The 24,557-nt window shown below is 67.3% G+C and carries 22 protein-coding genes and 1 pseudogene; 10 read left to right on the forward strand and 13 right to left on the reverse strand.

The features are described from left to right. Positions 1-291, forward strand: a pseudogene (locus IAE56_RS13345) (hypothetical protein); the annotation flags it as partial. A gap of 90 nt (positions 292-381) precedes the next feature. Here the strand turns inward: IAE56_RS13345 and hmgA are convergent. Together hmgA and hppD are read right to left on the reverse strand one after the other, a co-directional pair. Continuing rightward, the gene (gene hmgA, locus IAE56_RS13350; RefSeq protein ID WP_200752853.1) at positions 382-1,680 is read right to left on the reverse strand and encodes a homogentisate 1,2-dioxygenase; all 1,299 of its coding nucleotides are present in this window, start codon (positions 1,678-1,680) and stop codon (positions 382-384) included. A 101-nt stretch (positions 1,681-1,781) separates the two neighbouring features. Beyond that, positions 1,782-2,894: a 4-hydroxyphenylpyruvate dioxygenase gene (hppD, locus tag IAE56_RS13355; RefSeq protein ID WP_174208704.1), complete on the reverse strand. Its 1,113-nt coding sequence runs from the start codon at positions 2,892-2,894 to the stop codon at positions 1,782-1,784. Between the two features lie 129 nt (positions 2,895-3,023). On the opposite strand from hppD, the gene IAE56_RS13360 reads away from it, so the two are divergent. Both IAE56_RS13360 and IAE56_RS13365 read left to right on the forward strand, forming a co-directional pair. After that, a complete protein-coding gene (locus IAE56_RS13360) occupies positions 3,024-3,518 on the forward strand; it encodes a MarR family winged helix-turn-helix transcriptional regulator (RefSeq protein ID WP_079223924.1) in 495 nt (164 codons plus the stop codon). A gap of 756 nt (positions 3,519-4,274) precedes the next feature. After that, on the forward strand, positions 4,275-4,514 hold the full coding sequence (locus tag IAE56_RS13365; protein ID WP_200752854.1) for a hypothetical protein: 240 nt from the start codon (positions 4,275-4,277) through the stop codon (positions 4,512-4,514). 87 nt (positions 4,515-4,601) lie between these two features. Here IAE56_RS13365 and IAE56_RS13370 read toward each other — a convergent pair whose 3' ends face one another. From IAE56_RS13370 to IAE56_RS13385, 4 genes are all read right to left on the reverse strand, one after another. Next, positions 4,602-5,729 (reverse strand): hypothetical protein, encoded by a 1,128-nt coding sequence (locus tag IAE56_RS13370; RefSeq protein ID WP_200752855.1) that lies wholly within the window; start codon positions 5,727-5,729, stop codon positions 4,602-4,604. Positions 5,730-5,843: 114 nt separating this feature from the next. Then, positions 5,844-6,455 carry a thioredoxin family protein gene (locus IAE56_RS13375; protein WP_200752856.1) on the reverse strand — a complete coding sequence of 204 codons (612 nt, stop codon included), beginning with the start codon at positions 6,453-6,455 and terminating at the stop codon, positions 5,844-5,846. An 18-nt stretch (positions 6,456-6,473) separates the two neighbouring features. Beyond that, positions 6,474-7,973: an oligopeptide:H+ symporter gene (locus IAE56_RS13380; protein ID WP_200752857.1), complete on the reverse strand. Its 1,500-nt coding sequence runs from the start codon at positions 7,971-7,973 to the stop codon at positions 6,474-6,476. Positions 7,974-8,153: 180 nt separating this feature from the next. Next, a complete protein-coding gene (locus tag IAE56_RS13385) occupies positions 8,154-9,029 on the reverse strand; it encodes a tryptophan 2,3-dioxygenase family protein (protein WP_200752858.1) in 876 nt (291 codons plus the stop codon). 324 nt (positions 9,030-9,353) lie between these two features. Between IAE56_RS13385 and pdhA the strand changes: the two genes are divergently transcribed. Genes pdhA through IAE56_RS13405 form a run of 4 tightly spaced genes read left to right on the forward strand, consistent with a single transcriptional unit; the run spans position 9,354 to position 13,233 of the window. After that, the gene (pdhA, locus tag IAE56_RS13390; RefSeq protein ID WP_200752859.1) at positions 9,354-10,436 is read left to right on the forward strand and encodes a pyruvate dehydrogenase (acetyl-transferring) E1 component subunit alpha; all 1,083 of its coding nucleotides are present in this window, start codon (positions 9,354-9,356) and stop codon (positions 10,434-10,436) included. Beyond that, the gene (locus tag IAE56_RS13395; protein ID WP_079223931.1) at positions 10,429-11,496 is read left to right on the forward strand and encodes an alpha-ketoacid dehydrogenase subunit beta; all 1,068 of its coding nucleotides are present in this window, start codon (positions 10,429-10,431) and stop codon (positions 11,494-11,496) included. Before pdhA ends, IAE56_RS13395 begins: the two co-directional genes overlap by 8 nt. 1 nt (position 11,497) lies before the next feature. Then, a complete protein-coding gene (locus IAE56_RS13400; RefSeq protein WP_079223933.1) occupies positions 11,498-11,851 on the forward strand; it encodes an SH3 domain-containing protein in 354 nt (117 codons plus the stop codon). Further along, on the forward strand, positions 11,848-13,233 hold the full coding sequence (locus tag IAE56_RS13405) for a dihydrolipoamide acetyltransferase family protein (protein ID WP_200752860.1): 1,386 nt from the start codon (positions 11,848-11,850) through the stop codon (positions 13,231-13,233). Before IAE56_RS13400 ends, IAE56_RS13405 begins: the two co-directional genes overlap by 4 nt. 77 nt (positions 13,234-13,310) lie before the next feature. On the opposite strand, the gene IAE56_RS13410 is transcribed toward IAE56_RS13405, so the two are convergent. From IAE56_RS13410 to IAE56_RS13435, 6 genes are all read right to left on the reverse strand, one after another. After that, positions 13,311-13,802 carry a hypothetical protein gene (locus IAE56_RS13410; RefSeq protein WP_234456072.1) on the reverse strand — a complete coding sequence of 164 codons (492 nt, stop codon included), beginning with the start codon at positions 13,800-13,802 and terminating at the stop codon, positions 13,311-13,313. Positions 13,803-13,894: 92 nt separating this feature from the next. Next, positions 13,895-14,950 carry a hypothetical protein gene (locus IAE56_RS13415; RefSeq protein ID WP_200752861.1) on the reverse strand — a complete coding sequence of 352 codons (1,056 nt, stop codon included), beginning with the start codon at positions 14,948-14,950 and terminating at the stop codon, positions 13,895-13,897. A 3-nt stretch (positions 14,951-14,953) separates the two neighbouring features. Continuing rightward, the gene (locus IAE56_RS13420; protein WP_108770272.1) at positions 14,954-15,295 is read right to left on the reverse strand and encodes a hypothetical protein; all 342 of its coding nucleotides are present in this window, start codon (positions 15,293-15,295) and stop codon (positions 14,954-14,956) included. 293 nt (positions 15,296-15,588) lie between these two features. Next, positions 15,589-15,975, reverse strand: coding sequence for a VOC family protein (locus IAE56_RS13425; protein ID WP_108770273.1), 387 nt, complete (start codon positions 15,973-15,975; stop codon positions 15,589-15,591). Positions 15,976-16,198: 223 nt separating this feature from the next. Next, positions 16,199-16,906, reverse strand: a complete 708-nt coding sequence (locus IAE56_RS13430; RefSeq protein WP_200752862.1) for a YafY family protein — start codon at positions 16,904-16,906, stop codon at positions 16,199-16,201. After that, a complete protein-coding gene (locus tag IAE56_RS13435; protein WP_200752863.1) occupies positions 16,906-17,541 on the reverse strand; it encodes an NAD-dependent dehydratase in 636 nt (211 codons plus the stop codon). The genes IAE56_RS13430 and IAE56_RS13435 overlap by 1 nt, the downstream gene beginning before the upstream one ends. Positions 17,542-17,648: 107 nt before the next feature. Here IAE56_RS13435 and IAE56_RS13440 point away from each other — a divergent pair, with 107 nt between their 5' ends. Beyond that, complete coding sequence (locus IAE56_RS13440) at positions 17,649-19,187, forward strand: GGDEF domain-containing protein (RefSeq protein WP_200752864.1); 1,539 nt, start codon at positions 17,649-17,651, stop codon at positions 19,185-19,187. Between the two features lie 70 nt (positions 19,188-19,257). Here IAE56_RS13440 and IAE56_RS13445 read toward each other — a convergent pair whose 3' ends face one another. Continuing rightward, positions 19,258-20,184 carry a DUF808 domain-containing protein gene (locus tag IAE56_RS13445; protein WP_200752865.1) on the reverse strand — a complete coding sequence of 309 codons (927 nt, stop codon included), beginning with the start codon at positions 20,182-20,184 and terminating at the stop codon, positions 19,258-19,260. A gap of 226 nt (positions 20,185-20,410) precedes the next feature. Here IAE56_RS13445 and IAE56_RS13450 point away from each other — a divergent pair, with 226 nt between their 5' ends. Together IAE56_RS13450 and IAE56_RS13455 are read left to right on the forward strand one after the other, a co-directional pair. Continuing rightward, positions 20,411-22,054, forward strand: coding sequence for an AarF/UbiB family protein (locus tag IAE56_RS13450; protein WP_234456073.1), 1,644 nt, complete (start codon positions 20,411-20,413; stop codon positions 22,052-22,054). 232 nt (positions 22,055-22,286) lie between these two features. Then, complete coding sequence (locus tag IAE56_RS13455) at positions 22,287-24,392, forward strand: phosphoglycerol transferase I (protein WP_200752867.1); 2,106 nt, start codon at positions 22,287-22,289, stop codon at positions 24,390-24,392. The last annotated feature ends 165 nt before the right edge of the window (positions 24,393-24,557 follow it).

Raw genomic sequence — 24,557 nt, forward strand, 5'->3', positions numbered from 1 at the left:
GCCCCCGTGCCAGCCCCCGCCCCGGCTGCACCGGTCGAGCGCCGTCGCTCGCTGGTGGCCGCACGCATCTACCTGCTGGGCATCCTCGAGATGCAGCGCAATCCGATGGCCGCCGCCCTGTTCCGCGACCTGCAGCAGGCCCGCGCCGAGAACGACGTGGTGAAGGTGCTGCAGGCGGCGCTGCAGGTGCTGCCCGGCATGACCTCAGAAGGCTATTGCCAGCGCGTGCGGCAGCGTCTGCTGGAAGCGCTGCCGATGGAGCACTGCGACGCGTTTGCGGCAACGGCGTAGGGTTGCGAAAACATCCACGCATGGCGTGGATCTACAACATCACGCGACCGGATCAACCCGTAGATCCACGCCATGCGTGGATGCGATGAATCAACGGAAGTTGTTGCGCAGGCCGTTCCAGCACTGCTGGTAATCGCCCTGGCGGTGGCTGGCGGCCACAGCCTGCGCGCTCGGGCGGATCACCGCGCGGGTCTCGAACATGAAGGCCATCGTGTCCTTGATGACATCGGCCTTGGACAGGTCGGCATTGGATGCCTTGTCGAAGGTCGGCGCATCCGGGCCATGGCCGCTCATGCAGTTGTGCAGCGACGCGCCACCGGGCACGAAGCCCTCGGCCTTGGCGTCGTAGGCACCGTGCACCAGGCCCATGAACTCGCTGGCGATGTTGCGGTGGAACCACGGCGGACGGAACGTGTTCTGCGCCACCAGCCAGCGCGGCGGGAAGATCGCGAAATCCATGTTGCTGGTGCCGGGCGTGTCGCTGGGCGAATGCAGCACCAGGAAGATCGACGGGTCCGGATGGTCGTAGCTGATCGAGCCGATCGTGTTGAAGCGGCGCAGGTCGTAGCGGTACGGCGCGTAGTTGCCGTGCCAGGCCACCACGTCCAGCGGCGAATGGTCGATGGGCGCGCGCCACAGGCGGCCCTCGAACTTGGCGATCAGTTCGAAATCACCGTCCACATCCTCGAATGCGGCGTGCGGGGTTTCGAAGTCGCGCGGGTTGGCCAGGCCGTTGGCACCGATCGGGCCCAGGTCCGGCAGCTTCAGCAGCGCGCCGTAGTTTTCGCAGATGTAGCCGCGGCTGGGGCCGTCGGGCAGCTCGACGCGGAAGCGCACGCCGCGCGGAATGACCGCGATCTGCTGCGGTTCGATCTCGATCACGCCCAGTTCGGTCAGCAGGCGCAGCGCGCCCAGCTGCGGCACGATCAGCAGTTCGCCGTCGGCGTTGTAGAAGTAGCGGCCGACCATGTCCCGGTTGGCGGCGTACAGATGGATGCCGACGCCGGCATGCGCATCGGGCGCGCCGTTGCCGCCCATCGTGTACAGGCCTTCGACGAAATCGGTCGGCAGTTCCGGCAGCGGCAGCGGGCTCCAGCGCAGCTGGTTCGGCGACGCCGGCTGCGCGCCGAAATCACACTGCAGCTGCGACTGCGCGAACGGAGTGAATTCGCCGTGGGTCACCGCCGGGCGGATGCGGTACAGCCAGCTGCGGCGGTTGCTGCCGCGCGGCGCGGTGAACGCGGTGCCGGACAGCTGTTCGGCATACAGGCCGTGGGCCACCTTCTGCGGCGAGTTCTGCCCGACCGGCAGCGCGCCGGCGACGGCCTCGGTGGCGAATTCGTTGCCGAAACCGGACTGGTAGCCGCGGGCGATGAGGGCGGTGGACATGGTGGCTCCTGGAACGCGATGCCGGAACGGAAAGCAGCCGAGCATGGCTCGGCTCTACTGGTGAGCAGCCGCCGGGCGTCGCCCGGCGCTGCCGATGAACGTTACAGCACGCCGCGGCGGATCTGGTCGCGCTCGATGCTTTCGAACAGCGCGGTGAAGTTGCCTTCGCCGAAGCCTTCGTTGCCCTTGCGCTGGATGATCTCGAAGAAGATCGGGCCGATGCAGTTCTGGGTGAAGATCTGCAGCAGCTTGCGCTGGTGGGTTTCCGGATCGGCGTCGATCAGGATCTTGTTCTTCGCCAGGCGCGCCACGTCTTCACCGTGGTTCGGCACGCGCTGGTCGATCACATCGAAGTAGGTTTCCGGCGTGTCGAGGAAATCGACGCCCTGCGCGCGCATGGCTTCGACGGTCTCGTAGATGTTGTCGGTGAAGCAGGCGATGTGCTGGATGCCCTCGCCCTTGTACGCGTCCAGGTACTCGTTGATCTGGCTCTTCGGGTCGGATGATTCGTTCAGCGGGATGCGCACGATGCCGTCCGGCGCGGTCATCGCCTTGGACACCAGGCCGGTCTTCAGGCCCTTGATGTCGAAGTAGCGGATCTCGCGGAAGTTGAACAGGCGCTCGTAGTAATCCGACCACTGCTGCATGTTGCCGAAGTACAGGTTGTGGGTCAGGTGGTCGATGAAGGTCAGGCCGAAGCCGAACGGACGCAGGTCGGCGCCGTCGATCACTTCATAATCGCCATCGAAGACGCTGCCGGCGCTGCCGTAGCGGTCCACCAGGTACAGCATGCAATCGCCGATGCCCTTGATGACCGGGGCGTTGACGGCCTTGCTGTCCGGCTTGAAGGCGATGGCTTCGGCGCCGTTGCCCAGGGCGGTCTGGTAGACCTCCTGGCCCGGCTTCTTGAAGCGGATGGCGAAGCCGCAGGCGCACGGACCGTGCTTTTCGGCGAAGTCGGCGGCGAAGGAATCCGGGTCTTCGTTGACGAGGAAGTTGACGTCGCCCTGGCGATAGACGGTAATCGGACGCTGCTTGTGCTTGAGCACCGCGCTGAAGCCCATCTTGCGGAAGTACTCGTGCAGCTCCTGGCCACGGCCGGCCGGGGCGGCAAATTCGACGAACTCGAAGCCGTCGATGCCCATCGGGTTTTCGAAGGTGGTGACCTGCATGCCGGGGTTCGGGTGCGAGGCGGTCGGGACTGCGGTATTCATGGCGTGGCTCCGAATCGGTACCGCATCGGTACAAACCAGGTGCGGGCTAGGGTGGACCCGGCGAGAATGCAGGGTCCGGACATACCACTTATAGTTACACTTGAAACCACCAGCAAGGTGCACCGCAGCATGAGCCCAGCCGACCCCGCCTCCACCCGCGTGCGCGCCTCGCACGTCCTGCTCGACCTGGAACAGTTCCTGCCGTATCGGCTGAGCGTGCTGTCCAACCGCGTGAGCGGCAACATCGCCAAACTCTATGGCGACCGTTACGGCTTGGCCATTCCCGAGTGGCGGGTGATCACCATCCTGGCGCTGTATCCGGGGTCGTCGGCCAGTGAGGTCTCCGACCGCACGGCGATGGACAAGGTGGCGGTCAGCCGGGCGGTGGCGCGCCTGCTGGAGCGCGGTTTCATCAAGCGTGAGACGCATGGCGACGACCGCCGGCGCTCGGTGCTGGCGCTGTCGGCGGCGGGGTTCGAGGTGTACGAGACGATCGCGCCGCTGGTCATCGAGATCACCCGCAAGCTGATGTCGGTGCTGAGCGAGGAAGAAGAGCAGGTGCTGGAGAAGCTGATCCTGCGGCTGGCCGGTGACGGCCTGGAGCGGATGGGCGAAGGCGTCTGAGGGGAAGTTTCCGGGGCCCTGCCCCGGACCCCGGTCGCGTCGATCGTGCTCGACTGGGGCAACGTCCAGAGCAACAGCTGGCTTTCCGTGGGATGGCGGGGCGGTGTGGCCTTGCAGGACACGCCGTGAACCCCCCTCCGGGGTCCGGCCCAGCCGCTGGCGGCTGTGCGTTCGGGCGCTTGCGAAGCAATGCTTCGCAAGCAAAGCGCCCTCACCCCTGGGGGCTCGATGGCGCCATCCATGGCGCCAACGGTCCTGCAAGCCCACACCGCCCCACCTCTGACAGATTCCGTGCGCTGTCGGTGGGTGCCGACCGTTGGTCGGCACATCTGTCAGATAGCGAAATTAATTGTGGGTCAGAACCCGTGCCGACCAACGGCCGGCCCCCACCCGAGCCGGACACCGTTCCGGTAGATCCACGCCATGCGTGGATAACGTTGGCTGCCATCCCCGACGTGTCGCCGGTAACCCTGCGCGCGTGCGTCGGGCCATCTTTGATGACATTGGGTGCACGCGGCTCGGTGTTCGCCGACGAACGGCACTCATGCCGGGCGCGTCACCGGATGTCGGCTTTGCCGCCTGATGTTTCGGGATCGGCCCGGTAGCGTCGTCTTGGACAGGTCGGGCCTATCCAACGGCTTCAATCGAGTGATTTTGCCTATTGGACGACCGGCCCCACCGGGGCGAGGTTGGGCGCGCAGCGGAGCACCGCTGCCGGGGTTGAAAGCCCGTTGACCCAGGCTCAGGAATCCCACCATGTCCCGATCCGCCCGCCGCAAGGTTCCGGCGCCCGCCCCTGTCTCCATCGATCATGAGGCCGACCTGCAGCGCATCGATGAGGCGCTGGCGACGGTGGAATCCATCGCCGACGTCTGGTTCGAGCACCATCGCCTGAAGCCCTGCCCGCCCGGGTTCCTGCTGTCGCTGAACCGGCTGCGCGATTTCACCAGCTTCGCCAAGGCCTATGCGACCGCGTTGCGGATGGTGCGGGAGTAGATCCACGCCATGCGTGGATGGCTGCGATGCCTTTACCCGCAATGGGGTCAGAGCCCTTTCCTGCGGAAAGGGATCCGACCCCGCGGCTCAGCTCAGGTGCTTGCGCCGCGCATGGATCCACGGCACGGCCAACGCGGCGATGGCGCCGCCGGCAAAGCCCAGCGAGGCCGCGACCGTCGCCGCTTCGATCGCACCCGGCAGCGCAAGCGCGGCGGCCACCAGCAGCAATGACGGGAGGCCGACAAAGGTGCCGAGGAAGAAGGTCCAGCGCGGTGACCAGGTGTTGAGCTGCAGCAGGCTGACCGGCTGCCAGGTTTCGGCGGCGGCGTCTTCGGCGATCTTCGCCACGACCTTGCCGAGGTCCACTTCCGGCACCAGCTTGCCCGGACGGGCGGCGGCAATGGCTTCGGCCACCGCTTCCACCGGCGGGAAACTGGCCGGCCAGGCGGCGGGCGCGGCCACGCCATAGGCGGTCAGCAGCGGCACGCTCAGCCAAGGCGCCACCAGCGGGCGCACCTTGCGACGGCCGTACACGCACCAGATCTGCGCCTGGCCGTGCGCGGTCACGCTGTACAGGGCGAGCTCGCCCGGCGGCGGGTAGCCCAGCATGGTCACCCGCGCGGCCAGGCTGTCCTGGTCCATCGCGCGCAGGAAGCCGGGGCGGCTGCGCCCTTCCTGCATGAACGCGAGGCCCAGCGCGCCGACCAGCCAGGCTTCGGCCACGTCCTTGCTGCCGGCCGTGGCGCGGTCATCCGCGGCCAGGTACCAGGCCAGCGATTTGGGTTCGGCCACGTCCTCCAAGCCCCAGCGGCTGTCATCACCCAGCACGTGGCGCACCGGCAGGCGGGCCGGCGCGGTCTCGCCACGCTCGCCGGTCTGCAGGAACGGCAGCACGCCCTGCACGAAGCTGGAAAGATCGATCGCACGCAGGCCATTGCCCTGCCACTCCGGCGGCAGCAGGCCAGCCAGCTGGCCTTCGGCGGCCAGACGGTCCAGGCGGGCTTTCTGTTCGACCAGCTTCTGCACCGCGCCCTTCAGCACGACGTTGTCCGGCAGGGCGATCTGCGGCAGGCGGTGGCGCGGCGGTGCCAGCTCCACACCGTCCTCGCCGGTGCCTGCATCATCCAGCAGGGCATCCTGCGGCGGCAGGCTCACCCCCTCGGGGGCGGCGTCGCTGGCCGCGTCGGGCTGGCGTTGGGCGTGGTCGCTGTGCATGGGCGCTCCGGTAGGGGCAGCCGACGATCCTGTCGACTGATGTCCTTGCCGTTAGCGGCCGTGGGGTGGGTTTCTGTAGCAGCCGAGCGTGGGCTCGGCTCTACAGAACCGGGGTCAGCGCTGCGGCGCCCACTTCTTCAGGAAGGCCATGAACTTGCTGCGGTTGTAGCCCTTGCCTTCGTTCTTGGCTTTTTCCAGCTCGCCGGTGAACTGCGACTGCAGCAGGGTGCCATCCGAATCGAGCACGAACAGGTGCGGGTAACCCTTCACCTGCGGGTACTGCGAGAGGAACGCCGCGTTCTCGTTCTCTTCGCTGTAGTTGACCTTCATCCACACATAGTTGGCATCGCGGAAGCGGCGGATCTCAGCATCGCCTTCGACGAACTGGTCCATCAGGTGGCACCAGGGGCACCACTCGCCGCCCACGTCCAGGATGATGTGCTTGTTGCCGCGCTGGGCTTCAACCTTGGCGGTTTCCAGATCGGCGGCCGGGTCACGCGCGGGGTCGAAGCTGGCATTGAGGCCGGCGATGGCGGCGATGTCAGCCGCCGCCGGGGTGTTGCCCGAGGCCACCGGCGCGCTGGGGTCAGCGGCCGGTGGCTCGGTGGGACGGGTATCGAGCGGTTGCGTCGGTTCGGCAGGCGCCGGCGGCGGTTGCTGGGAACAGGCGCTGATCAGCGCCGCACACACCACTGCCACCACTGCACTGCCAAACGTTGTACGCATGCCTACTACCCTCTGTGTTTACTTGACGCCGTGCATCAGCTTGTTGATCAGCGGGGCGATCAGGAACAGCACCACGCCGGAGCCGATCAGGGCCCAGAACCCGAAGGTATACCCCTTCAGCGCCGATTCGATCGTCATGCCGCCTTCACCGGACACCGCGCCGGCGAAGATGCCCGACAGGTTGTTGCCGATGCCGGTGGACAGGAACCAGCCACCCATGCCGAAGCCGACCAGACGCACCGGGGCCAGCTTGGTCACCATCGACAGGCCGATCGGCGACAGGCACAGCTCGCCCACCGACTGGATGACGTAGACCATGAACAGGGTCCAGAACGGAATCTTGCCGTCCACGACCATCTGCGACAGGGCGAACATCAGCAGGGCGAAGGCGGCGCCGTTGAACAGCAGGCCCAGGCCGAACTTGCGCGGGATGGACGGATTGGCGCGGCCCATGGCCACCCAGATCCAGGCGATGATCGGGGCCAGGGTGATGATGGCCACCGAGTTGACCGACTGGAACCACGCGGTCGGGAAGGTCCACTCACCGAACTGGCGGTTGACGATGTTCTCGGCCAGGAAGGTGAAGGAGCTGCCGGCCTGTTCGAAGAACATCCAGAACATGACGTTGAAGGCGAAGATGATCAGCATGGCGATCACGCGGTCGCGCTGCACCTTGCCTTCGCGGATGCCTTCAACCAGCAGCAGGATGGCCAGGGCGGTGAACATCGCGCCCAGGATCCAGGCCAGCGCGGCGGCGCCGGTGGCCAGCAGGAAGTACGACACCGGAATGGCGACGACCGCACCGACCAGCACCTTGATGATCGGGCCGATGCCTTCGGCACCCACCGGCGGTGCACCAATGCCCTTCAGGCCGGCGCGACCGATGTAGAACCACACCAGCGAGATCAGCATGCCCACGCCCGAGGCGATGAACACGACCTTGTAGGACGGCATCGCATCGGTACCGAAGACCTTGCGGGCCAGGTACTCGGTCAGCACCGGGGCGATCATCGCGCCGATGTTGATGCCCATGTAGAAGATGGTGAAGCCCGAATCGCGGCGCTCATCCTTCAGGCCGTACAGCTTGCCGACCATGGTGGAGATGTTCGGCTTGAACAGACCGTTGCCGACGATGATCGTGGCCAGGCCGAGCTTGAAGATGTGCTCCTGCGGCAGCGAGATCATGAACAGGCCGGCGGCCATGATGATCGCGCCGGTCAGGATCGATCGCTGGTAACCCAGCACCCGGTCGGCCACGTAGCCACCGAAGATCGCCGCGGCGTACACCAGGGCCAGGTAGGCACCGTAGATGCGGCTGGCGTCGCCTTCACCGGCAGCGCTGCCGTTGTAGAACTGGGCGACGATGTACAGCACCAAGGCCCAGCGGATGCCGTAGAACGCAAAGCGCTCCCAGAACTCGGTCATGAACAGCATCCACAGCGGGCGCGGGTGGCCCATCGTGGTATTGAAGTCCGGCAGCGCCGGCTCTGGGGTGTTCGCAGTGGCGTTTAGGCTCATGCGGATTTCCTGGTTCGGTGGATGGACGGCACATCCGATGTGCGCTGGAGCAACGCGCGAGGATCACCGACTTCTGGCGTTCACGTCAAATACACGCCGTTTGAGGCAGGTCACGGCCTGCTCGCTGAACTTGCATCTGAAACGATCCAGCCCGTCGTCGGCGGCCTTGCTGAATGGGGCTCAGGCCAGGTCGGCCGGCGGCGCGACCTGCAGGCTGGTGCGCACCTGGAACAGCTCGGGGAAGAAGGTCAGCTCCAGTGCCTGTCGCAGGAAGCCCACCCCGGACGAACCGCCGGTACCGCGCTTGAAGCCGATCACCCGCATCACGGTGCGCATGTGGCGGAAGCGCCACAGCTGGAAGGCGGTTTCCAGGTCCACCAGGTCCTCGCACAGCGAGTACTCGCGCCAGTAGCGGTCGGTGTCCTGGTAGATGCGGGCGAACACCGGCTGCAGGCTGTCATCGGACACGTGCGGCTGGGTCCAGTCGCGGTCGCGGTAGAGGTCGGGGATATCGTGGCCGAAGCGCGCCAGGTACTTCAGGAATTCCTCGTACAGGCTCGGCGCTTCCAGCACGGTGCGCAGCTGCGCCTGGCCGTCCACGTCGTGCTCGAACACCTGCAGCATCTGCGCGTTCTTGTTGCCCAGCAGAAACTCGATGTAGCGGTACTGCAACGACTGGAAGCCCGAGGACGGGCCCAGCACGTCGCGGAAGCCCATGTACTCGGACGGGGTCAGCGTTTCCAGCACCGACCACTGCTCGGTCAGCTGGCGCAGCACCTGCTTGCTGCGCGCCAGCACCTTGCGGCACTGCCAGACTTCATCGCGCTGCAGGAAGCCGATCGCCGCACGCAGCTCATGGCCCAGCAGCTTCAGCCACAGCTCCGAGGTCTGGTGCTGGATGATGAAGAGCATCTCGTCGTGGTGCGGCGGGCTGGACAGCGGCTGCTGCGCGGCCAGCAGCTGGTCCAGGCGCAGGTAGCCGCCGTAGGTCAGGCGCCCCTGCAGGTCGGTGTGGATGCCGGCTTCGAGATCGCGTTGGTTGTTGTCGACGGACATGGGCGGGACCAGATCAGGGGCGGCAAGGGTAGCGCGTTGCCTGCCGTGCGGGCAGCCGGACGACCGTACCGGGGCGTGCGGTAGGCCTGTGGAACCGCCGTTGCGCGTGGAACCGTTTGCGGCGTTGCGCCGGCAGTCAGCCAAAGGCGTATTCTGATGCTTTGCAGCAACGACTGAATACGTTGTTGTTATTGGCCCCCGAGCCGTCGCCAGGGGTACAAAGGGGAATCCCCGTGTTGCGCCGCAGGAAGGCTATTTCGTACGCAATCCTTAACATGGCGATTCATATCATTTGTAACTTCTCTGTCGAAGGTGCAGTACGCAATGACGGTTGCCGCTGAGTTCAAGATCGAATACCTGCAGTACCTGGACGCGGACGGCAAGCTCGTCCGTGACGACCTGCCCGCCTCCCTGAAGGATCCGGCCGTCCTGGTGCCGCTGTTCAAGCAGATGCTGTACGTACGCACGTTCGACAGCAAATCCATCGCGCTGCAGCGCACCGGCAAGCTCGGCACCTACGCCGCCTGCCTGGGCCACGAAGCCGCACACGTCGGCATCGGCGCCGCGATGAAGGCCGGCGACGTGTTCGCGCCCAGCTACCGCGAATACGGTGCCATGTTCATGCGTGGCGTGCGCCCGTACGACGTGCTGATGTACTGGGGCGGCGACGAGCGCGGCAACGACTACACCGGCAACGCGGTGAAGGACTTCCCGTTCTGCGTGCCGATCTCCACCCAGTGCCTGCACGCTGCCGGCGCTGCGCTGAAGTTCAAGCTCAACAACGAAGCGCAGATCGCGGTGGCGGTGTGCGGCGATGGCGGCAGCTCGAAGACCGACTTCTATGCCGCGCTCAACTCGGCCGGTGCCTACAAGCTTCCGCTGATCCTGTGCATCGTCAACAACGGCTGGGCGATCTCGGTGCCGCGTTCGGCCCAGACCGGTGCCGAAACCCTGGCCCAGAAGGGCCTGGCCGGCGGCCTGCACTGCCTGCAGGTGGACGGCAACGACCTGATCGCCGTGCTGGCCGCGATGGAACAGGCCCGCGAACGCGGCCTGGCCGGCGAAGGCGGCACCGTGCTGGAACTGCTGACCTACCGCCTGTCCGACCACACCACCGCCGACGATGCGCGCCGTTACCGCGACGACGCCGAGGTGAAGGACGCCTGGACCCGTGAGCCGATGCTGCGCCTGCGCAAGTACCTCATCGCCAACGGCGTGTGGAGCGACGACGAAGAAAAGACCTGGGTCGAGCAGTGCGCGGCCAAGGTGGACGAGGAAGTGAACCAGTACCTCAACACCCCGGTGCAGCCGGTCGAGGCGATGTTCGACTACCTGTATGCCGATCCGCCGGCGGACCTGCTGGCCCAGCGCGCGGCCGCCATTGCCCTGGAGCAGCGCCATGGATGACATCAAGACGGGCGCATCCGCTTCCCAGGCCAATGCCGCCGACAGCGCCGCTGTCGCCGGTGGAGATATCGCAATGACCGCTACCCCCATCACCCTGATCGAAGCCATCACCCAGGCCCTGGCCTGGGAGCTGGAACACGACCCGTCGGTGCTGGTGCTGGGCGAGGACGTGGGCGTCAACGGCGGCGTGTTCCGGGCCACCGCCGGCCTGCAGCAGCGCTTCGGTTCGCAGCGCATCCTCGACACCCCGCTGGATGAAACCACCATCGCCGGCCTCACCGTCGGCCTGGCCGCACAGGGCATGAAGCCGGTGGCCGAAGCCCAGTTCGACGGCTTCGTCTACCCGATGGTCGACCACATCATCTGCCACGCCGCGCGCCTGCGTACCCGTACCCGTGGCCGCCTGCACTGCCCGATGGTGCTGCGCGTGCCGTGGGGCGGTGGCATCCGCGCGCCGGAACACCACAGCGAAGCCAACGAATCGATCTTCACCAACGTGCCGGGCCTGCGCGTGGTGCTGCCGTCCAGCCCGCAGCGTGCCTACGGCCTGCTGCTGGCCGCCATGCGTGATCCCGACCCGGTGATCTACATGGAGCCCAAGCGCATCTACCGCCAGTACAAGGAAGTGGTCGTCAACGACGGCGAAGCCTTGCCGCTGGACGTGTGCTTCGTGCTGCGCGACGGCACCGACGTGACCCTGGTGGCCTGGGGCGCACAGGTGAAGGAAGCGCTGGAAGCGGCCGACAAGCTGGCCGGCGAAGGCATCAGTGCCGAAGTCATCGACGTGGCCACGCTGCGTCCGCTGGACTTCGCCACCATCGCCGAATCGGTGGCCAAGACCGGCCGCTGCGTGGTCGTGCAGGAAGCCCCGAAGACCGCGGGTTTCGGTGCCGAGATCGCCGCGCGCCTGGCCGAAGAATCCCTGTACGACCTGCTGGCCCCGGTCGAGCGCGTTACCGGCTACGACACCCACATTCCGCTGTTCCGCCTGGAAATGAAGTACCTGCCCAGCGTGGACCGGATCGTGACCGCGGCCAAGCGCGCGGTGGCGGCAGGCTGACATGCGGGCACGGCTCCTTGGGGCTTACCGCAGCCAGTATTCCAATCCACTCCGGTTCCGCACCGGCCAGATCGTCGAAGTCGGTGTACGTGACGAGGAATGGCCGGCGTTTGCCTGGGTACGCACCAACGATGGGCGCGCTGGATGGGCGCCCGTCGCCTGGCTGCAGCTGCTGGATGATGGTCGCGCCGAAGCCCTGCGCGACTACGACGCCCGCGAGCTGGATGTGGAAAACGGCGAGATGGTGAAGCTGCATCACGAACATGGTGGGTGGTGGTGGTCCGAGCGCGCGAATGGCGCGACGGGCTGGCTGCCGGCCCGCGAACTGGAACTGCTGGAAGAGAACTGCACATGAGCCAGACCAAGAATTTCAACCTGCCCGACCTGGGTGAAGGCCTGCCGGACGCGACCATCGTCGAGTGGTTCGTCAAGGAAGGCGACGTGATCAAGCTGGACGCGCCGCTGGTGTCGATGGAGACCGCCAAGGCCGTGGTGGAAGTGCCCTCGCCGGTGTCCGGCACGGTGCTGAAGCTGTCCGGCGCCGCCGGCGACATCATCCCGACCGGTGCCGTACTGGCCACCTTCGAGATCGACCCGAACCTGCCGCAGCGCGCTGATGGCCAGGACACCGGCCACAGCCACGGGCACGCCCCGGCGGCCCCGGCTGCACCGAACCCGCCGCCGCTGCCGGCTGCTGCCGCCCCGGTGGCTGCCGCTGCCGAAGAAAAGGCCGAGCGCGATGACGCCGGCACCGTGGTCGGCGCGATGCAGAGCTCCAATGCCGTGCACACCGAACAGGCGCTGGCCGTCGGTGGCGTCAAGGCCGTGCCGGCCGTGCGTGCCACCGCGCGCAAGCTGGGCGTGGACCTGGCCCGCGTGCGTGCCACCGGCGCCGATGGCGCGGTGACCATGGCCGACGTCAAGCAGGCCGCGGCCGACGGCAGCGCCAAGCTCGGCGCTGCGCCGGCCCCGGTGGCTGCCGCTGCCTATGCCGCGCCGGCCCCGGCCCACGTGGCCGCGCCGGTGCAGAGCGAAGCCCGCACCCCGCTGTCTGCCGCCGGCAAGCCGATGCGCACCCAGCCGCCGGGCGTGGTCGCCAAGGGCCAGCCGGAACCGCTGAAGGGCGTGCGCCGCAACATGGCACGCGTGATGGCCGATGCGCACAGCAAGGTCGTGCCGACCACACTGAACGACGACGCCGACATCCACGCCTGGCTGCCGGGCAACGACGTCACCGCCCGCCTGGTGCGTGCGATCGTGGTTGCCGCGCAGAAGGTGCCGGCCATGAACGCCTGGTTCGACGGCGAAGCGCTGACCCGCACCCTGCACGCGCAGGTGGACATCGGCATCGCCGTGGACACCGACGACGGCCTGTTCGTGCCGGCGCTGCGCAATGCCGACATGCTCGATGCCCGTGGCATCCGCGAAGGCGTCAACCGCCTGCGTGAGCAGGTGGAAGCGCGCTCGATCGCCGCCTCGGAACTGAGTGGCTACACCATCTCGCTGTCCAACTTCGGCATGTTCGCCGGCCGCTACGCGACCCCGGTCGTGGTGCCGCCGTGCGTGGCCATCATCGGTGCCGGCCGTGCCCGCCACCAGATGACCCCGGTGATGGGCGGCGTGGAAGCCCACAAGGTGATCCCGCTGTCGGTGACCTTCGACCACCGCGCTGCCACCGGCGGTGAAGCGGCCCGCTTCCTGCGCGCGATGATGGATGATCTGGCGCTGGCCAGCTGATCCACCGCCCAGGCCGGTAAACGCAAAAGGCTGCGATCCTCCGGGATCGCAGCCTTTTCTTCATCCGCGTGCCGGCCTCAGTGGCGCGCCTTGGCACGCCGGTAGGGCTTGTCGCCGCCACCGCGTGGGGTACCGGCTTCAGGGTTGATGCACACGCGGCCATCGCAGATCACCGCATCCGAAGCGTAGTACGCCTGCAGCACCGGCAACGCGTCGTCGTAGCGCTGCAGCGCTTCCTTGCTGCTTGCCAGTTCGCCGCGGTAATAGCCCAGCACCGCCCAGCCGACGATCAGCACCAGCACCAGCAGGCCACCGGCGGCGATGCTCCACATCCACAGCGTGGCGCCGGTGCGCCGCAGGACCGTGGCAGCGGCGGCAAGATCGCGCCCGTACTGTGCGGTAACGGGTGCCACGGCGTCCTTCGCATCCGATGCGATGCGTGCACTGGCACCGCCCACGATGGCTTCAACCTTGCGGTTGAGTGCTTCCATGTCCGCCTGCAGCGATTGCACGCACTGGTCAAAGGTGGCCTGCATGCGCGTCTCGCGCTGCTCGAACCTGGACAGCATGGCGGCCTGCAGCCGCAGAGAGTTCTGAAGCGCCGCCAGCACGGCGGCGGGGTCCTGTTCGCCCACGCTGTCTGCTCCCCCCGGTGCGCCGTTCAGGCGTCCATGCTGCGTGCGTGCGGCTGCTGCGCCGGCTGCTGGCGCTGTGCGGCGTCCGCGTTCTGGGCCTGCACCTGCGCCTGCTCATGGGCCGCCTGGTCCTGCTGTGCCAATGCGGCCACTTCCGGCGACTGTGCGATGTTCGCGGCGGCACGATTGAAGGCGGCATCGTCGCCGGCATACAAGGCACTGGCCATGCGGTCCAGCTCCGCATCCCCGGTGGAGAAGCCGGCATTGCCGCCCTGCCGTGGTGCCTCGCCGTCATTGGCGCTGATGCGCAACGGGCCCGAACCGGAATGCGACTTCGCGTCCGGGTCCAGCGGCACTGTCTTCTCGCCATCGCGCGGCGGCTGGATCCTGCGGTCGTCGCCGTCATACCACTGCTTGCCATCGAACCAGTAGCCGCTGCGGTGCGAGCCAAGGCCGACATCCTGGTGCAGGTTCTCGCCGAAGTCCGGCGCGTCCACGGTCTTGCCGTCCTTGTCCTTGGGCAGCGATGGCGTGATGTCGGCCGCCTTCATCAACGTGCTGGTGACGCCGTTGCTGTTGTTGTAGAGCGGCGAATACTCCATCTGCGCATCGTTGATCTGCTGCCCGGCCGCCTTGGCCGCAGCGAGCTTCTTTTCCAGTTCCTGGTCGCTGCCCTGCCAGACCACCTGGCGTTCATGGGTCTCGCCGGGGAGCGGCCAGTCGGGTGAGCGCTGCTCGCCCACCATCACCTTGCCCTCGGCATTGCGCTGCAGTGCCGGATCATCCAGCCGCGCCTGGTCCAGCGGCACCCGGGCATGGCTGCCATCGGCCTGGCGCTGGCTGACGAACTGCTGCGGCGGCTCATACGGCGCTGCATCCACCTGGATATGGCCGTAGTTGTCCGAGCCCAGCAAGGTACTGCCGGCCAGGTTGGACAGCGCATTGCCTTCGGGCTGCGTATCGGGGCCGCCGCGAACCACCTGCTGGCTGCCATCGGAATGTTCGAACAGCAGGTAGGTATGCCGCCGCCCGGCCGCAACCGGGCTGGCCCCTACGATGATCTTCGCGTTGCCGTCCGGCATGGCTCAATCTCCCAGATGGGCGGGCGTACGGGACACATCGAGGTGCTGCACGCGCACGCCGTCTTCCGATTCCAGCGTCACGATCCACTGCACCGGCGTGGGCGGCGCGGTAACCCGCTGGTCTGCCGGCGGCGGCGGTGGCGTCTGCAGGCTGCAGTAGAAAGCGGCCTTGATGGTGGGCGCCTGCGGCTGCGAGGGCTGGCAGTCAAAGCCCTTCGCGCGCAGGTGCTGCACCGCCTCGGCCAGTACGCTGCCGGGGCCTGCCCACTGGCCGAGCTGGGCCTTGCCCGCGGCCGTGGACTGCTGTTCGTGGAAACGGGACGCTTGCTGTCCGGTGTCATTCATGGCGGAACATCCTGTCGCAGATGTCAGTAGGAACAGGGAAACCAGAAGCGGGGCGACAGCGGACCGTGCCGCCCCGGGGACACGTATCCCGCCTCTGCCCCGGGCGCGCCCGGGACGGGGAAAGGTGGTAGCCACGCTGGAGTTACCCCGCTGCAGTGTCGATGGGCAGAAACTAGCATGGAACCCTCGGCGGAAAGGTGAGGGAACCGCAGGAAAAATCCCAGAAATCTGTAGGAAAATCCCTCAACGTGACGTACGTACAGAAACCGGGTGCGGTTCCCCTGCCCTTCTGCTCAGTCGCGCGCCACCAGGCCCTCTGCACGGCTGTAGACGCGCAGGCGGTGGCCATCGGGATCGACGCCGGTGAAGGTATGGCCGAACTCCAGGGTGACCGGCGCCTGGGTGATCTGTACCCCCAGTGCGCACCACGCATCATGCAGGTGCTGCACTTCGGCGGGGTTGGCCACCACCATCGCCAGCTCGGCGGCGCCGGCCTCGGCGGTGACCGGCGGCAGCACGCCATCGCGCTGCCACAGGCCCAGGGCCGCGCCATCGCCGAGCAGGAACAGGGCGAAGCCGGGCGACTGCTCGACCGGCGGCGTGCCAAGGATGCCGCTGTAGAACGTGGCACTGGCCGCGACATCGCGCACGTACTGCAGCAGGGTGCTGGGCTTGAACATGGGGAACCTCCGTTGTTGGGAGCGCCCATGGTGCGTCGGCCCTGCTGACAGTTCCTGTCAGCAGCGTTGACGGCGCTGGCCTGCGCTTATGCCCTGGTAGAGTCGACTGTCAGTCGACTGCTCCTGCGTGAAAATCCCGCGCTTCGCGCGATAGTCGACTAGCAGTCGACTCTACCCCCGGCGTTTCGTACGCCGCCGGTTCCGGGCAGCGCGCTCTTGCAGCTCACGCCCGGTCCAGCCAATCCGGGGCGATGCCCTGCGCTTTCTGCCAGCGGCGCAGCAACGTGCCGCGCGGCACCAGGTAGCGCTCTTCCAGCGTGCGCACCCGCCGGATGCGGTCCAGGCGGAAATGGCGGAAATCTTCGCGGCCCTCGCACCATGCCGCCAGCACCACCACCTCATCGAAGTAGCCCAGCGCGAACGGCCAGACCACGCGCTCGCTGCGCTGCCCCTGCGCATCCTCATAGGCAAACTGCAGCCGCTGCTGCGCACCCACCGCTTCGCGCACCGCCTGCAGCCGCGCCGCCGGCACCGTCGCTCTGGCCTTCGAGGGACCAATGCGCAGGCCGCTGTCGCGCAGCGCTTCACGGCGTGCGGCGGGCAGTACATGGGCGATCCGTGCCAGGGCATCGCGAGCAGCATCAGCCAGTGCCGGCTCGGTGCGCGCAGCCACCCAACGCAGGCCCAGCACCAGCGCATCGATCTCGGCCGGCGGCAGGGTCATCGGTGGCAGCACGTCGCCGGGTATCAACTGGTAACCCACGCCGGCCTCGCCGCGCAGGTCGGCACCCTGCGCGCGCAGGGTCTCGATATCGCGGTACAGCGTGCGCAGGCTGATGCCGAGCGCTTCGGCCAGGGCCTGCCCGGCCACCGGCCGGCGGTGCCGGCGCAGCAGCTGCAGCAGCTGGGTCAGGCGCAGCGCACGCGACATCAGCCTGCCAGCGCGCTGGACGCCACCACGTGCTCGCCCGGCGGCGGGGCCAGTGCGGCATCCACCAGCGCCCTGGCAATGCGGTTGGCCGGATTGATCCGCCAGGCCCGCGGCAGCACCGGCCCGAGCACGCCCAGCACCTGCAGGGCGAAGTGCTCGCCGCGACGCACCTGCTGCCGCTGCCCGCCAATCAGGCCCGGCCGCACCAGGGTGAGCGAGGCGAAGCCCAGTGCGCGCAGGTCGCGCTCCAGCTCACCCTTCACCCGGTTGTAGAAGATGGCCGAGCCCGCGTTGGCGCCGGCGGCGGAGTTCAGCACGAAGGCGCGCGCGCCCTGGGTACGCGCCAGGCGGGCGAAGGCCAGCGGATAGTCGTGGTCGATGCGATGGAAGGCCTCGCGGCTCCCCGCCTGGGCCATGGTGCTGCCCAGCGCGCAGATCACCGCATCCACCTGCGCCCAGTCCGGTGCATCGGGCAGGGCGTCGAACTGAAGCACGGGGGCATGCAGTTTCGGATGGCTCAGGCCCAGCGGGCGCCGGGTCGGGGCCACCACCGCGCGGCACAGCGGGTCATCCAGCAGCATCGGCAGGGCCAGCCCGCCGACCAGGCCGGTCGCCCCCAGCAACATCACGCGCATACCCACCTCCCCTACGGCATCCTGTCGTCCATCGTAGCCGTTCAAGCCGTCGGCGGCCGCGCCGATATGCTGTCACCAGTCCCTGCCAGCCCCAGGATTTTTTTGCCATGACGGACCAGCCCGACCACCGCCCTGCCCCCGGTACCGCCCTGGGACCGCCGGCGCACGTGCGTGCGGTGTCCGACGATGGCCGCGGTGACCGGGTGGTCCTGCAGGGCGGCACGGCCGTGGCGCTGCAGCAGCTGTTCGCCGGTGCCGATGCGCCCGAGCCGCTGCTGGCCGCCTTCGCCAATGGCATGGCCACCCTGCCCGGCGAGCTGGGCGACATGGGTGACCGCCTGCAGTCGGCCCAGGCCAGCGCCGACTGGCCGCGCTACGGCCGGGCCATGCGGCAGCTGATCGACAAATACATCCGCACCATCGAGCAGCACTCGCCCGATGGCCAGCCCGACAGCCTGCGCCTGTCCGAGCAGCTGCGCCTGCTGCTGGGTGGTGCGGTGGTGTCGCTGCTGCTGCACGACCCGGACCTGCGCGAACAGGCCCAGGCGCTGGCCGGCAAGCTGCGGCAATGGCGGCCCGGTGCACCGCTGGAGCCCATCGAACAGGGCGTGCGCGAGCTGGGCCACCAGGTGGGCGTGCGTGCGGAAAGCTGGCAGGAACAGCAGGCGCTGCTGCTGGAACTGTTCGCCCTGCTGCTGGAGAACGTCAGCGAGCTGCTGGATGACCGCAGCTGGCTGCAGGGCCAGATCGCCGCGGTACGCCAGCTGCTGGCCGGCCCGCTGGAAGCGGAGTCGGTCGAGCGCACGCGCGCCGAGCTGCGCGAGGTGATCTACAAGCAGGGGCTGCTGCGCCAGGGCATCGATGATTCCAAGGCGGCGATGCGCGGCCTGATGGGCGAGTTCATCGAGCGCATGGACGGCATGGCCGCCAGCACCGGGGAGTACCACGACCGCATCGGTACCTATGCCCTGCAGCTGCGCGAGGCACGCAGCATCGCCGACCTCAACCAGCTGCTGCAGGAAGTGATGCATGACACCGGCAAGGTGCAGCAGCAGGCCGCCCAGGCACGCGACCACCTGGCCAGTGCGCGGCAGGAAGTGGAGCGCGCCGAGCGGCGCATCAGCGAACTGGAACAGGAACTGCGCGAGGCCGGCGACCTGGCCCGCATCGATCCGCTGACCCAGGCGCTGAACCGCCGTGGCCTGGACGAAATGCTGCAGCGGGAAATGGCCCGCGCGGCGCGCAACAACACGCCGCTGGGCCTGGCGGTGATCGACCTGGATGACTTCCACCAGACCAACGATGCCCACGGCCATGCCGGTGGCGATGCGCTGCTGCAGCACCTGGTGTCGACCTGCCGGCTGCTGCTGCGCGCCACCGATGGCGTTGCGCGCCTCGGCGGTGACGAGTTCGTGCTGCTGCTGCCGGAAACCCCGGGCGCCGACAGCATGGCAACCGTGCAACGCCTGCAGCGCTCACTGGCCCATCGCGTGCTGACCGTGCAGGACAAGCGCGTACCGGTGCACTTCAGCGCCGGCCTGGCGCAGTGGCAGCCCGGCGATGATGCCGAGGCCCTGCTGCGACGCGCCGATGAAGCGCTGTACGTGGCCAAGCGCCAGGGCAAGAACCGGGTGCAGGCGGGGTAATCCGCCCTGGTGGGCATGGCCCGGCGGCGGCGGTTGGTGGGTGCCGACCGTTGGTCGGCACGCCCTTCGCTTACTTCCCGCGCAGCTTCTGGATGCCGGTCACCGCGGCCAGCACGATCGCGCCGGCAACGATGCCGACCACCATGTTCGCTGCGGCACTGATCAGCCAGCCCCACTGCCCTTCGCCACCAAAGCCCTGCACGGCGTGGTGCAGCGCCGGCACGTTGTGCACGAGGATGCCGCCACCGACCAGGAACATGGCGATGGTGCCGGCCACCGACAGGAACTTCATCAGCCACGGCGCGGACACCACCAGGCCACGACCGAACGCGGCCACCGCACCGCCCTTGCGCGACAGGTACAGGCCCACGTCATCCAGCTTCACGATGCCGGCCACCAGCCCGTAGACGAACACCGTCATCGCCACGGCCACCACCGACAGGGTCAGCAGCTGCTGGGTGAAGGCCACGGTGGCGACCACGCCCAGGGTCAGCACGATGATCTCGGCCGAGAGGATGAAGTCGGTGCGGATGGCCCCCTTCACCTTGTCCTTCTCCCACGCCACCATGTCCACCTGCGCATCGGCCAGCGCCTTGCGCCGCTCGGCCTGGTGCTCGGCGTCCTCATCGGCCGAATGCAGGAAGCGGTGCGCCAGCTTTTCCACGCCTTCAAAGCACAGGAAGGCGCCGCCGATCATCATCAGCGGCACGATCAGCGGCACGTTCCAGCCGCGGCTGTGCAGCCAGGCTTCCAGCGCGCTGATCGCCAGCGCCGCGGGCACCAGGATCACCTTGTTCACCAGCGAGCCTTTGGCCACCGCCCACACCACCGGCAGTTCGCGGTTGGCGTTGACGCCGGTCACCTGCTGCGCGTTCAGCGCCAGGTCGTCGCCCAGGACGCCGGCGGTTTTCTTCGCGGCGACCTTGGTGAGGATCGAGACGTCGTCGAGCAGGGTGGCGATATCGTCGAGCAGGGCAAACAGGCTGGCACCGGCCATGGTGGATCCAAAGAGGGGATGGGCGGATTCTGACTGATCCGGTGCCTGCTGCGGAAGCGGGTTCACTGCGTGCCTACCGCGCAGCAGGGACACTGGCAGGGTCCCCCCTTCTGCCGGGCACGTCCGCCGGGCATGGCCCGGCGCTACCAGAGCAGCGCACCGCCCCGAGGAGTTCCGCTTGAGCAATCCGTCCACCGCCACGGCCAATCCCACACTGGTCAAGGGTATGAACCGGCGCAGCCAGATCCTGCGCCTGCTGATGCGCTACCGCCATTCGGGCGTGTTTTCCGGCATGAACCTGGATGCGGCCGGAGGCCACGGCGATGTGCCCGCCGATGGCAATCCGGAGCAGTTCGTCAGCGACCTGGAAGCGCTGGGGCCGACCTTCGTCAAGCTGGGGCAGATGCTGTCCACGCGCCCGGACATGGTGCCGGCCGAATTCGCCACCGCGCTGGAACGCATGCAGGAAAACGTGGCGCCGATCCCGGTCGAGCGCATCCACGCCATCATCGAGCAGGAACTGGGCGCCGGGGTGAACAAGCTGTTCGCCTCGTTCGATCCCGAGCCACTGGGCTGTGCCTCCATCGCCCAAGTGCACCGTGCGGTCCTGCATGACGGCCGCCAGGTGGCGGTGAAGGTGCAGAAGCCGGAAGTGGCCGCGCAGCTGCGTTCGGACCTGGAAGCGCTGCGCAGCTTCGCGCTGGCCGCCGACCACCTGACCCAGGTCGGCCGCCGCGTGCGCCTGCGTGACTGGCTCAACGAGTTCGCCAAGACCCTGATGCAGGAGCTGGATTACCAAGCCGAGGCCGAGAACCTGGCGCGCTTCGGCCGCCACCTCAAGCCGTTCCGCCGCCTGTGGGTACCGCAGCCGCTGTGGGACTACTGCAGCCAGCGCGTGCTGACCATGGAGCTGGCCACCGGCGTGCGCGTGGATGCCATCCCCGAGGTGCGCCGCACCGAACAGGCGATGGATCCGTTGGCCGCCGCGCTGATCCGTGGCTACCTGGACCAGATCTTCGTGCATGGCGAGATCCATGCCGATCCACACCCGGGCAACCTGCGGGTGACGCCCGATGGGCGCCTGGCGATCTTCGACCTGGGCATGGTCGCGCACATGCCACCGCGCCTGCGCGAGCGCCTGCTGAAGATCCTGTTTGCCGCCGTCGATGGCCGCGGCGAGGAAGTGGCCGACGACCTGATCAGCATCAGCACGCGGCTGGAAGCCTTCGACGAGGAGCGCTACCTGCGCGAGACCGGCCAGCTGATCGCGCGGTACGCGGCCAGCGGCAGCTTCTCCGAAGGCCGCGTGGTGCTGGACATGGTGCGCATCGCCACCGCGTCCGGCCTGCGCACGCCACCGGAACTGAGTCTGGTCGGCAAGGCCCTGCTGAACCTGGAAACGGTGTGCCGCCTGCTGGCACCGGATCTGGACACGCGCCGCATCGTCGAGCGCCAGCTGCAGCACGTGATGCGCGCACGCCTGAAGAAATCGCTGTCGGCGGCCAACCTCGCCAGTGAGGCGATGGAACTGCAGCAGCTGCTGCGCGATGGGCCGCGCAAGCTGACCGACATCATGGCGTTGCTGGCCGAGAACCGCCTGCAGATGAAGGTGACCGGCCTGGAAGAATCGCGGCTGATGGAAAACCTGCAGAAGATCGCCAATCGCGTCGCGGCCGGCATCATCAGTGCCGCACTGATCATGGCTGCCTCGCTGATGATGAAGCTGGAGACCGGCTGGCACATCTTCGGCTATCCGGCCATCGCGCTGTTCCTGATGCTGATCGGCGTCGTGCTCGGACTGGGCATCGTGACCAGCGCATTGCTGTTCGATCGGCGTGCACGTGCGCGTGAGGAACGCGGGCATCGTTGAAGAAGCGGGAAATCGCGCCGTTTTTTAATGAAATCGCGTAGCGGCTTTCACGCTGGTTTTACTTGAAACGCGCGATTTCACCTCATGTAACAAACAAACATTTCAGTCAGGTTCGTGCATGCACTATCGGGTCATCAGCCTGTCATGCACGTGTGCTTGAGGCAGCGCTGGTCGGATGGACACGCGTCGGTACGACGTCCATCACCACCTCCCGTCACTGCCGAAGCCGCTTATGCTCTGGATCCTGCTGCTGTCGCTGTTGTTGTTGGCCTGGTTGTTCCTCGCCTCCGATAAGTGGGTGTGGTGGAAGGCGAGCACGTTCTCGCTGCTGCTGCTCCTGCTCAGCACGTGGTGGTTGATCGACAAGCTGTCCGGCGATGGCCTGAATGCCGCAACGCTCTACCACCTGGGCGCCGACATGGAAGGCGCCGGCATCGCGGACTTCAAGGGCTATATCGCCGGCTACATCGCGCTCGTCCTGGTGTCGCTGCTGCCGCTGTTTGCCACGCGGGTGAAGCGCTGGCGCCGCCCGGGTCGCGGTGGCGCATGGTTCGCCGGCTTCGCGGTGGTGTGGATCACCACGATCATGATCAGCCCGCTGGCACGTGATGGCCAGCGCCTGTACCAGCAGCTGCGCCCGGTCGATTTCGCCCGCATCGCTCCCGAATACCAGGTGCCGACGCAGCCGCTGCAGCGCCCGCGCAACATCGTCTGGATCTACGGCGAAAGCCTGGAACGCACCTATCTGGACGAAAACGTGTTCCCGGGCCTGATGCCCAACATCAACCGTCTCGCCAGCCAGTCGCTGGACGTGCGCGGGCTGGCCTCGGCCGAAGGCAGCGGCTGGACCATCGCCGGCCTGGTGTCGTCGATGTGCGGCGTGCCGCTGACCACCTCGCAGGGCGATGAAAACAGCATGGACCGCATGGGCAGCTTCCTGCCCAAGGCCGTGTGCCTGGGCGACTACCTGAAGCAGCAGGGCTACACAAACCATTACCTGGGCGGCGCCAGCGGCCGCTTCGCCGGCAAGGGCCAGTTCCTGGCCAGCCACGGTTTCGATGAAGTGCACGACCTGGAATGGTTCAAGCAGCAGAAGAAGATCGGCCGCGTGCATTACTCGCCGTGGGGCGTGCACGACGACGTGCTGCTGGACACCGCCTACCAGCGCTTCGAACAGCTCTCGCGCAAGGGCGAGCCGTTCATGCTGACCACGCTGACCATGGACACCCACCACCCCGCCGGCCATCTGCCGGTGGCGTGCAAGGGCCAGCGTTATGAAAGCAAGTACGGCAACATCAACATGCTCAACGCGCTGAAGTGCAGCGACCGGCTGATCTCGCAGCTGGTGCAGCGCATCCAGGCCAGCCCTTATGGCAAGGACACGCTGATCGTGATCGCCTCGGATCACCTGGCGATGCCCAACGACCTCACCGACATCCTGACCCAGCAGAAGCGCGAGAACCTGCTGCTGTTCCTCGGCGATGGCATTGCCCCGCAGCAGCTGAAGGCCGACGCCGGCACCACGCTGGATTCGGGTGCGACCCTGCTCAGCCTGCTGGACCCGCAGCTGAAGACGATGGGCTTCGGTCGCTCGCTGATCGATACCCAGCGCGCGCCCAGCGCGAGTGTGGCGACCCAGCGCGATGGTGGCCGCGATTATCCGCAGTACCTGGCCTTCGCCCGCTCGCTCTGGTTGGGCGAGCCGACCCGCGAACTGAAGATCGATGGCGATGACCAGGTGGTGGTCGGCCTGCAGCACGTGCAGCCGCCGGTGCTGCTGGAGTACGACAAGGACTGGAGCCTGAAATCGGTGTATCTGGAAAACACCTCGCGCCAGTTCGACGATGCCGACCCGGACAACACACTCGCCTATGTGGATCGCTGCACGGCATTCGAGGATGGCTCGGCCGACGGCGACTGGTGCGCGCTGCTGGTGAACCGCGACAACGGCATCAAGTTGTTCCGCGATGACGACCTGCGTGGCGGCATCGCGGTGGATGCACCGCTGGAGTCGTTCCAGGGCCCGCGCCCGAGCGTGCGCCAGGCGCACATGATCACCCAGAAGGGCCGCCGCACCCGTGCCGGCCAGTACATGCTGGAACTGGTGGCGAGCCAGCGCCCGGACCGCGGTTTCTGGATCGAGGCAGTGTCGTCGCAGCGCAAGGTGGTGCTGGCCCAGCAGTGGGTGCAGCCGGATGCGGACGGCAAGATCAACGTCTCGTTCGGGTTGGACCACGAGGTGGATGATCTGGAGATCCGGGCGTGGTTGAACCATGCCGAGAAGCTGGCGGTGGATACGTTTGCGCTGGTGCCGTCGCGCACACGACCGCGGGGGTAAGGGTTTTTCTTTTGCAGGGCTTGCAGCCCTGCACCTGCAGAAGCCGAAGCAAGAGCGGCATTCCGTGGGATGGCGGGGCACTGTGGGTTTGCGGGGACGCCGTAAACCCATCCATGAAGTGACCCCCTTGAGTTGGACACCTGATCCAACCCAGAGGGTTATATG

Origin of the sequence: Stenotrophomonas sp. S41, from assembly GCF_016624625.1 — a bacterium.
Classification (GTDB): Bacteria; Pseudomonadota; Gammaproteobacteria; order Xanthomonadales; family Xanthomonadaceae; genus Stenotrophomonas.

What these genes read in the sequence shown, in the direction of transcription:
- hmgA (WP_200752853.1), bottom strand. Translation starts at nt 1,680, where the DNA reads ATGTCCACCGCCCTCATCGCCCGCGGCTACCAGTCCGGTTTCGGCAAC.
- hppD (WP_174208704.1), bottom strand. Translation starts at nt 2,894, where the DNA reads ATGAATACCGCAGTCCCGACCGCCTCGCACCCGAACCCCGGCATGCAG.
- IAE56_RS13360 (WP_079223924.1), top strand. Translation starts at nt 3,024, where the DNA reads ATGAGCCCAGCCGACCCCGCCTCCACCCGCGTGCGCGCCTCGCACGTC.
- IAE56_RS13365 (WP_200752854.1), top strand. Translation starts at nt 4,275, where the DNA reads ATGTCCCGATCCGCCCGCCGCAAGGTTCCGGCGCCCGCCCCTGTCTCC.
- IAE56_RS13370 (WP_200752855.1), bottom strand. Translation starts at nt 5,729, where the DNA reads ATGCACAGCGACCACGCCCAACGCCAGCCCGACGCGGCCAGCGACGCC.
- IAE56_RS13375 (WP_200752856.1), bottom strand. Translation starts at nt 6,455, where the DNA reads ATGCGTACAACGTTTGGCAGTGCAGTGGTGGCAGTGGTGTGTGCGGCG.
- IAE56_RS13380 (WP_200752857.1), bottom strand. Translation starts at nt 7,973, where the DNA reads ATGAGCCTAAACGCCACTGCGAACACCCCAGAGCCGGCGCTGCCGGAC.
- IAE56_RS13385 (WP_200752858.1), bottom strand. Translation starts at nt 9,029, where the DNA reads ATGTCCGTCGACAACAACCAACGCGATCTCGAAGCCGGCATCCACACC.
- pdhA (WP_200752859.1), top strand. Translation starts at nt 9,354, where the DNA reads ATGACGGTTGCCGCTGAGTTCAAGATCGAATACCTGCAGTACCTGGAC.
- IAE56_RS13395 (WP_079223931.1), top strand. Translation starts at nt 10,429, where the DNA reads ATGGATGACATCAAGACGGGCGCATCCGCTTCCCAGGCCAATGCCGCC.
- IAE56_RS13400 (WP_079223933.1), top strand. Translation starts at nt 11,498, where the DNA reads ATGCGGGCACGGCTCCTTGGGGCTTACCGCAGCCAGTATTCCAATCCA.
- IAE56_RS13405 (WP_200752860.1), top strand. Translation starts at nt 11,848, where the DNA reads ATGAGCCAGACCAAGAATTTCAACCTGCCCGACCTGGGTGAAGGCCTG.
- IAE56_RS13410 (WP_234456072.1), bottom strand. Translation starts at nt 13,802, where the DNA reads ATGCTGTCCAGGTTCGAGCAGCGCGAGACGCGCATGCAGGCCACCTTT.
- IAE56_RS13415 (WP_200752861.1), bottom strand. Translation starts at nt 14,950, where the DNA reads ATGCCGGACGGCAACGCGAAGATCATCGTAGGGGCCAGCCCGGTTGCG.
- IAE56_RS13420 (WP_108770272.1), bottom strand. Translation starts at nt 15,295, where the DNA reads ATGAATGACACCGGACAGCAAGCGTCCCGTTTCCACGAACAGCAGTCC.
- IAE56_RS13425 (WP_108770273.1), bottom strand. Translation starts at nt 15,975, where the DNA reads ATGTTCAAGCCCAGCACCCTGCTGCAGTACGTGCGCGATGTCGCGGCC.
- IAE56_RS13430 (WP_200752862.1), bottom strand. Translation starts at nt 16,906, where the DNA reads ATGTCGCGTGCGCTGCGCCTGACCCAGCTGCTGCAGCTGCTGCGCCGG.
- IAE56_RS13435 (WP_200752863.1), bottom strand. Translation starts at nt 17,541, where the DNA reads ATGCGCGTGATGTTGCTGGGGGCGACCGGCCTGGTCGGCGGGCTGGCC.
- IAE56_RS13440 (WP_200752864.1), top strand. Translation starts at nt 17,649, where the DNA reads ATGACGGACCAGCCCGACCACCGCCCTGCCCCCGGTACCGCCCTGGGA.
- IAE56_RS13445 (WP_200752865.1), bottom strand. Translation starts at nt 20,184, where the DNA reads ATGGCCGGTGCCAGCCTGTTTGCCCTGCTCGACGATATCGCCACCCTG.
- IAE56_RS13450 (WP_234456073.1), top strand. Translation starts at nt 20,411, where the DNA reads ATGAACCGGCGCAGCCAGATCCTGCGCCTGCTGATGCGCTACCGCCAT.
- IAE56_RS13455 (WP_200752867.1), top strand. Translation starts at nt 22,287, where the DNA reads ATGCTCTGGATCCTGCTGCTGTCGCTGTTGTTGTTGGCCTGGTTGTTC.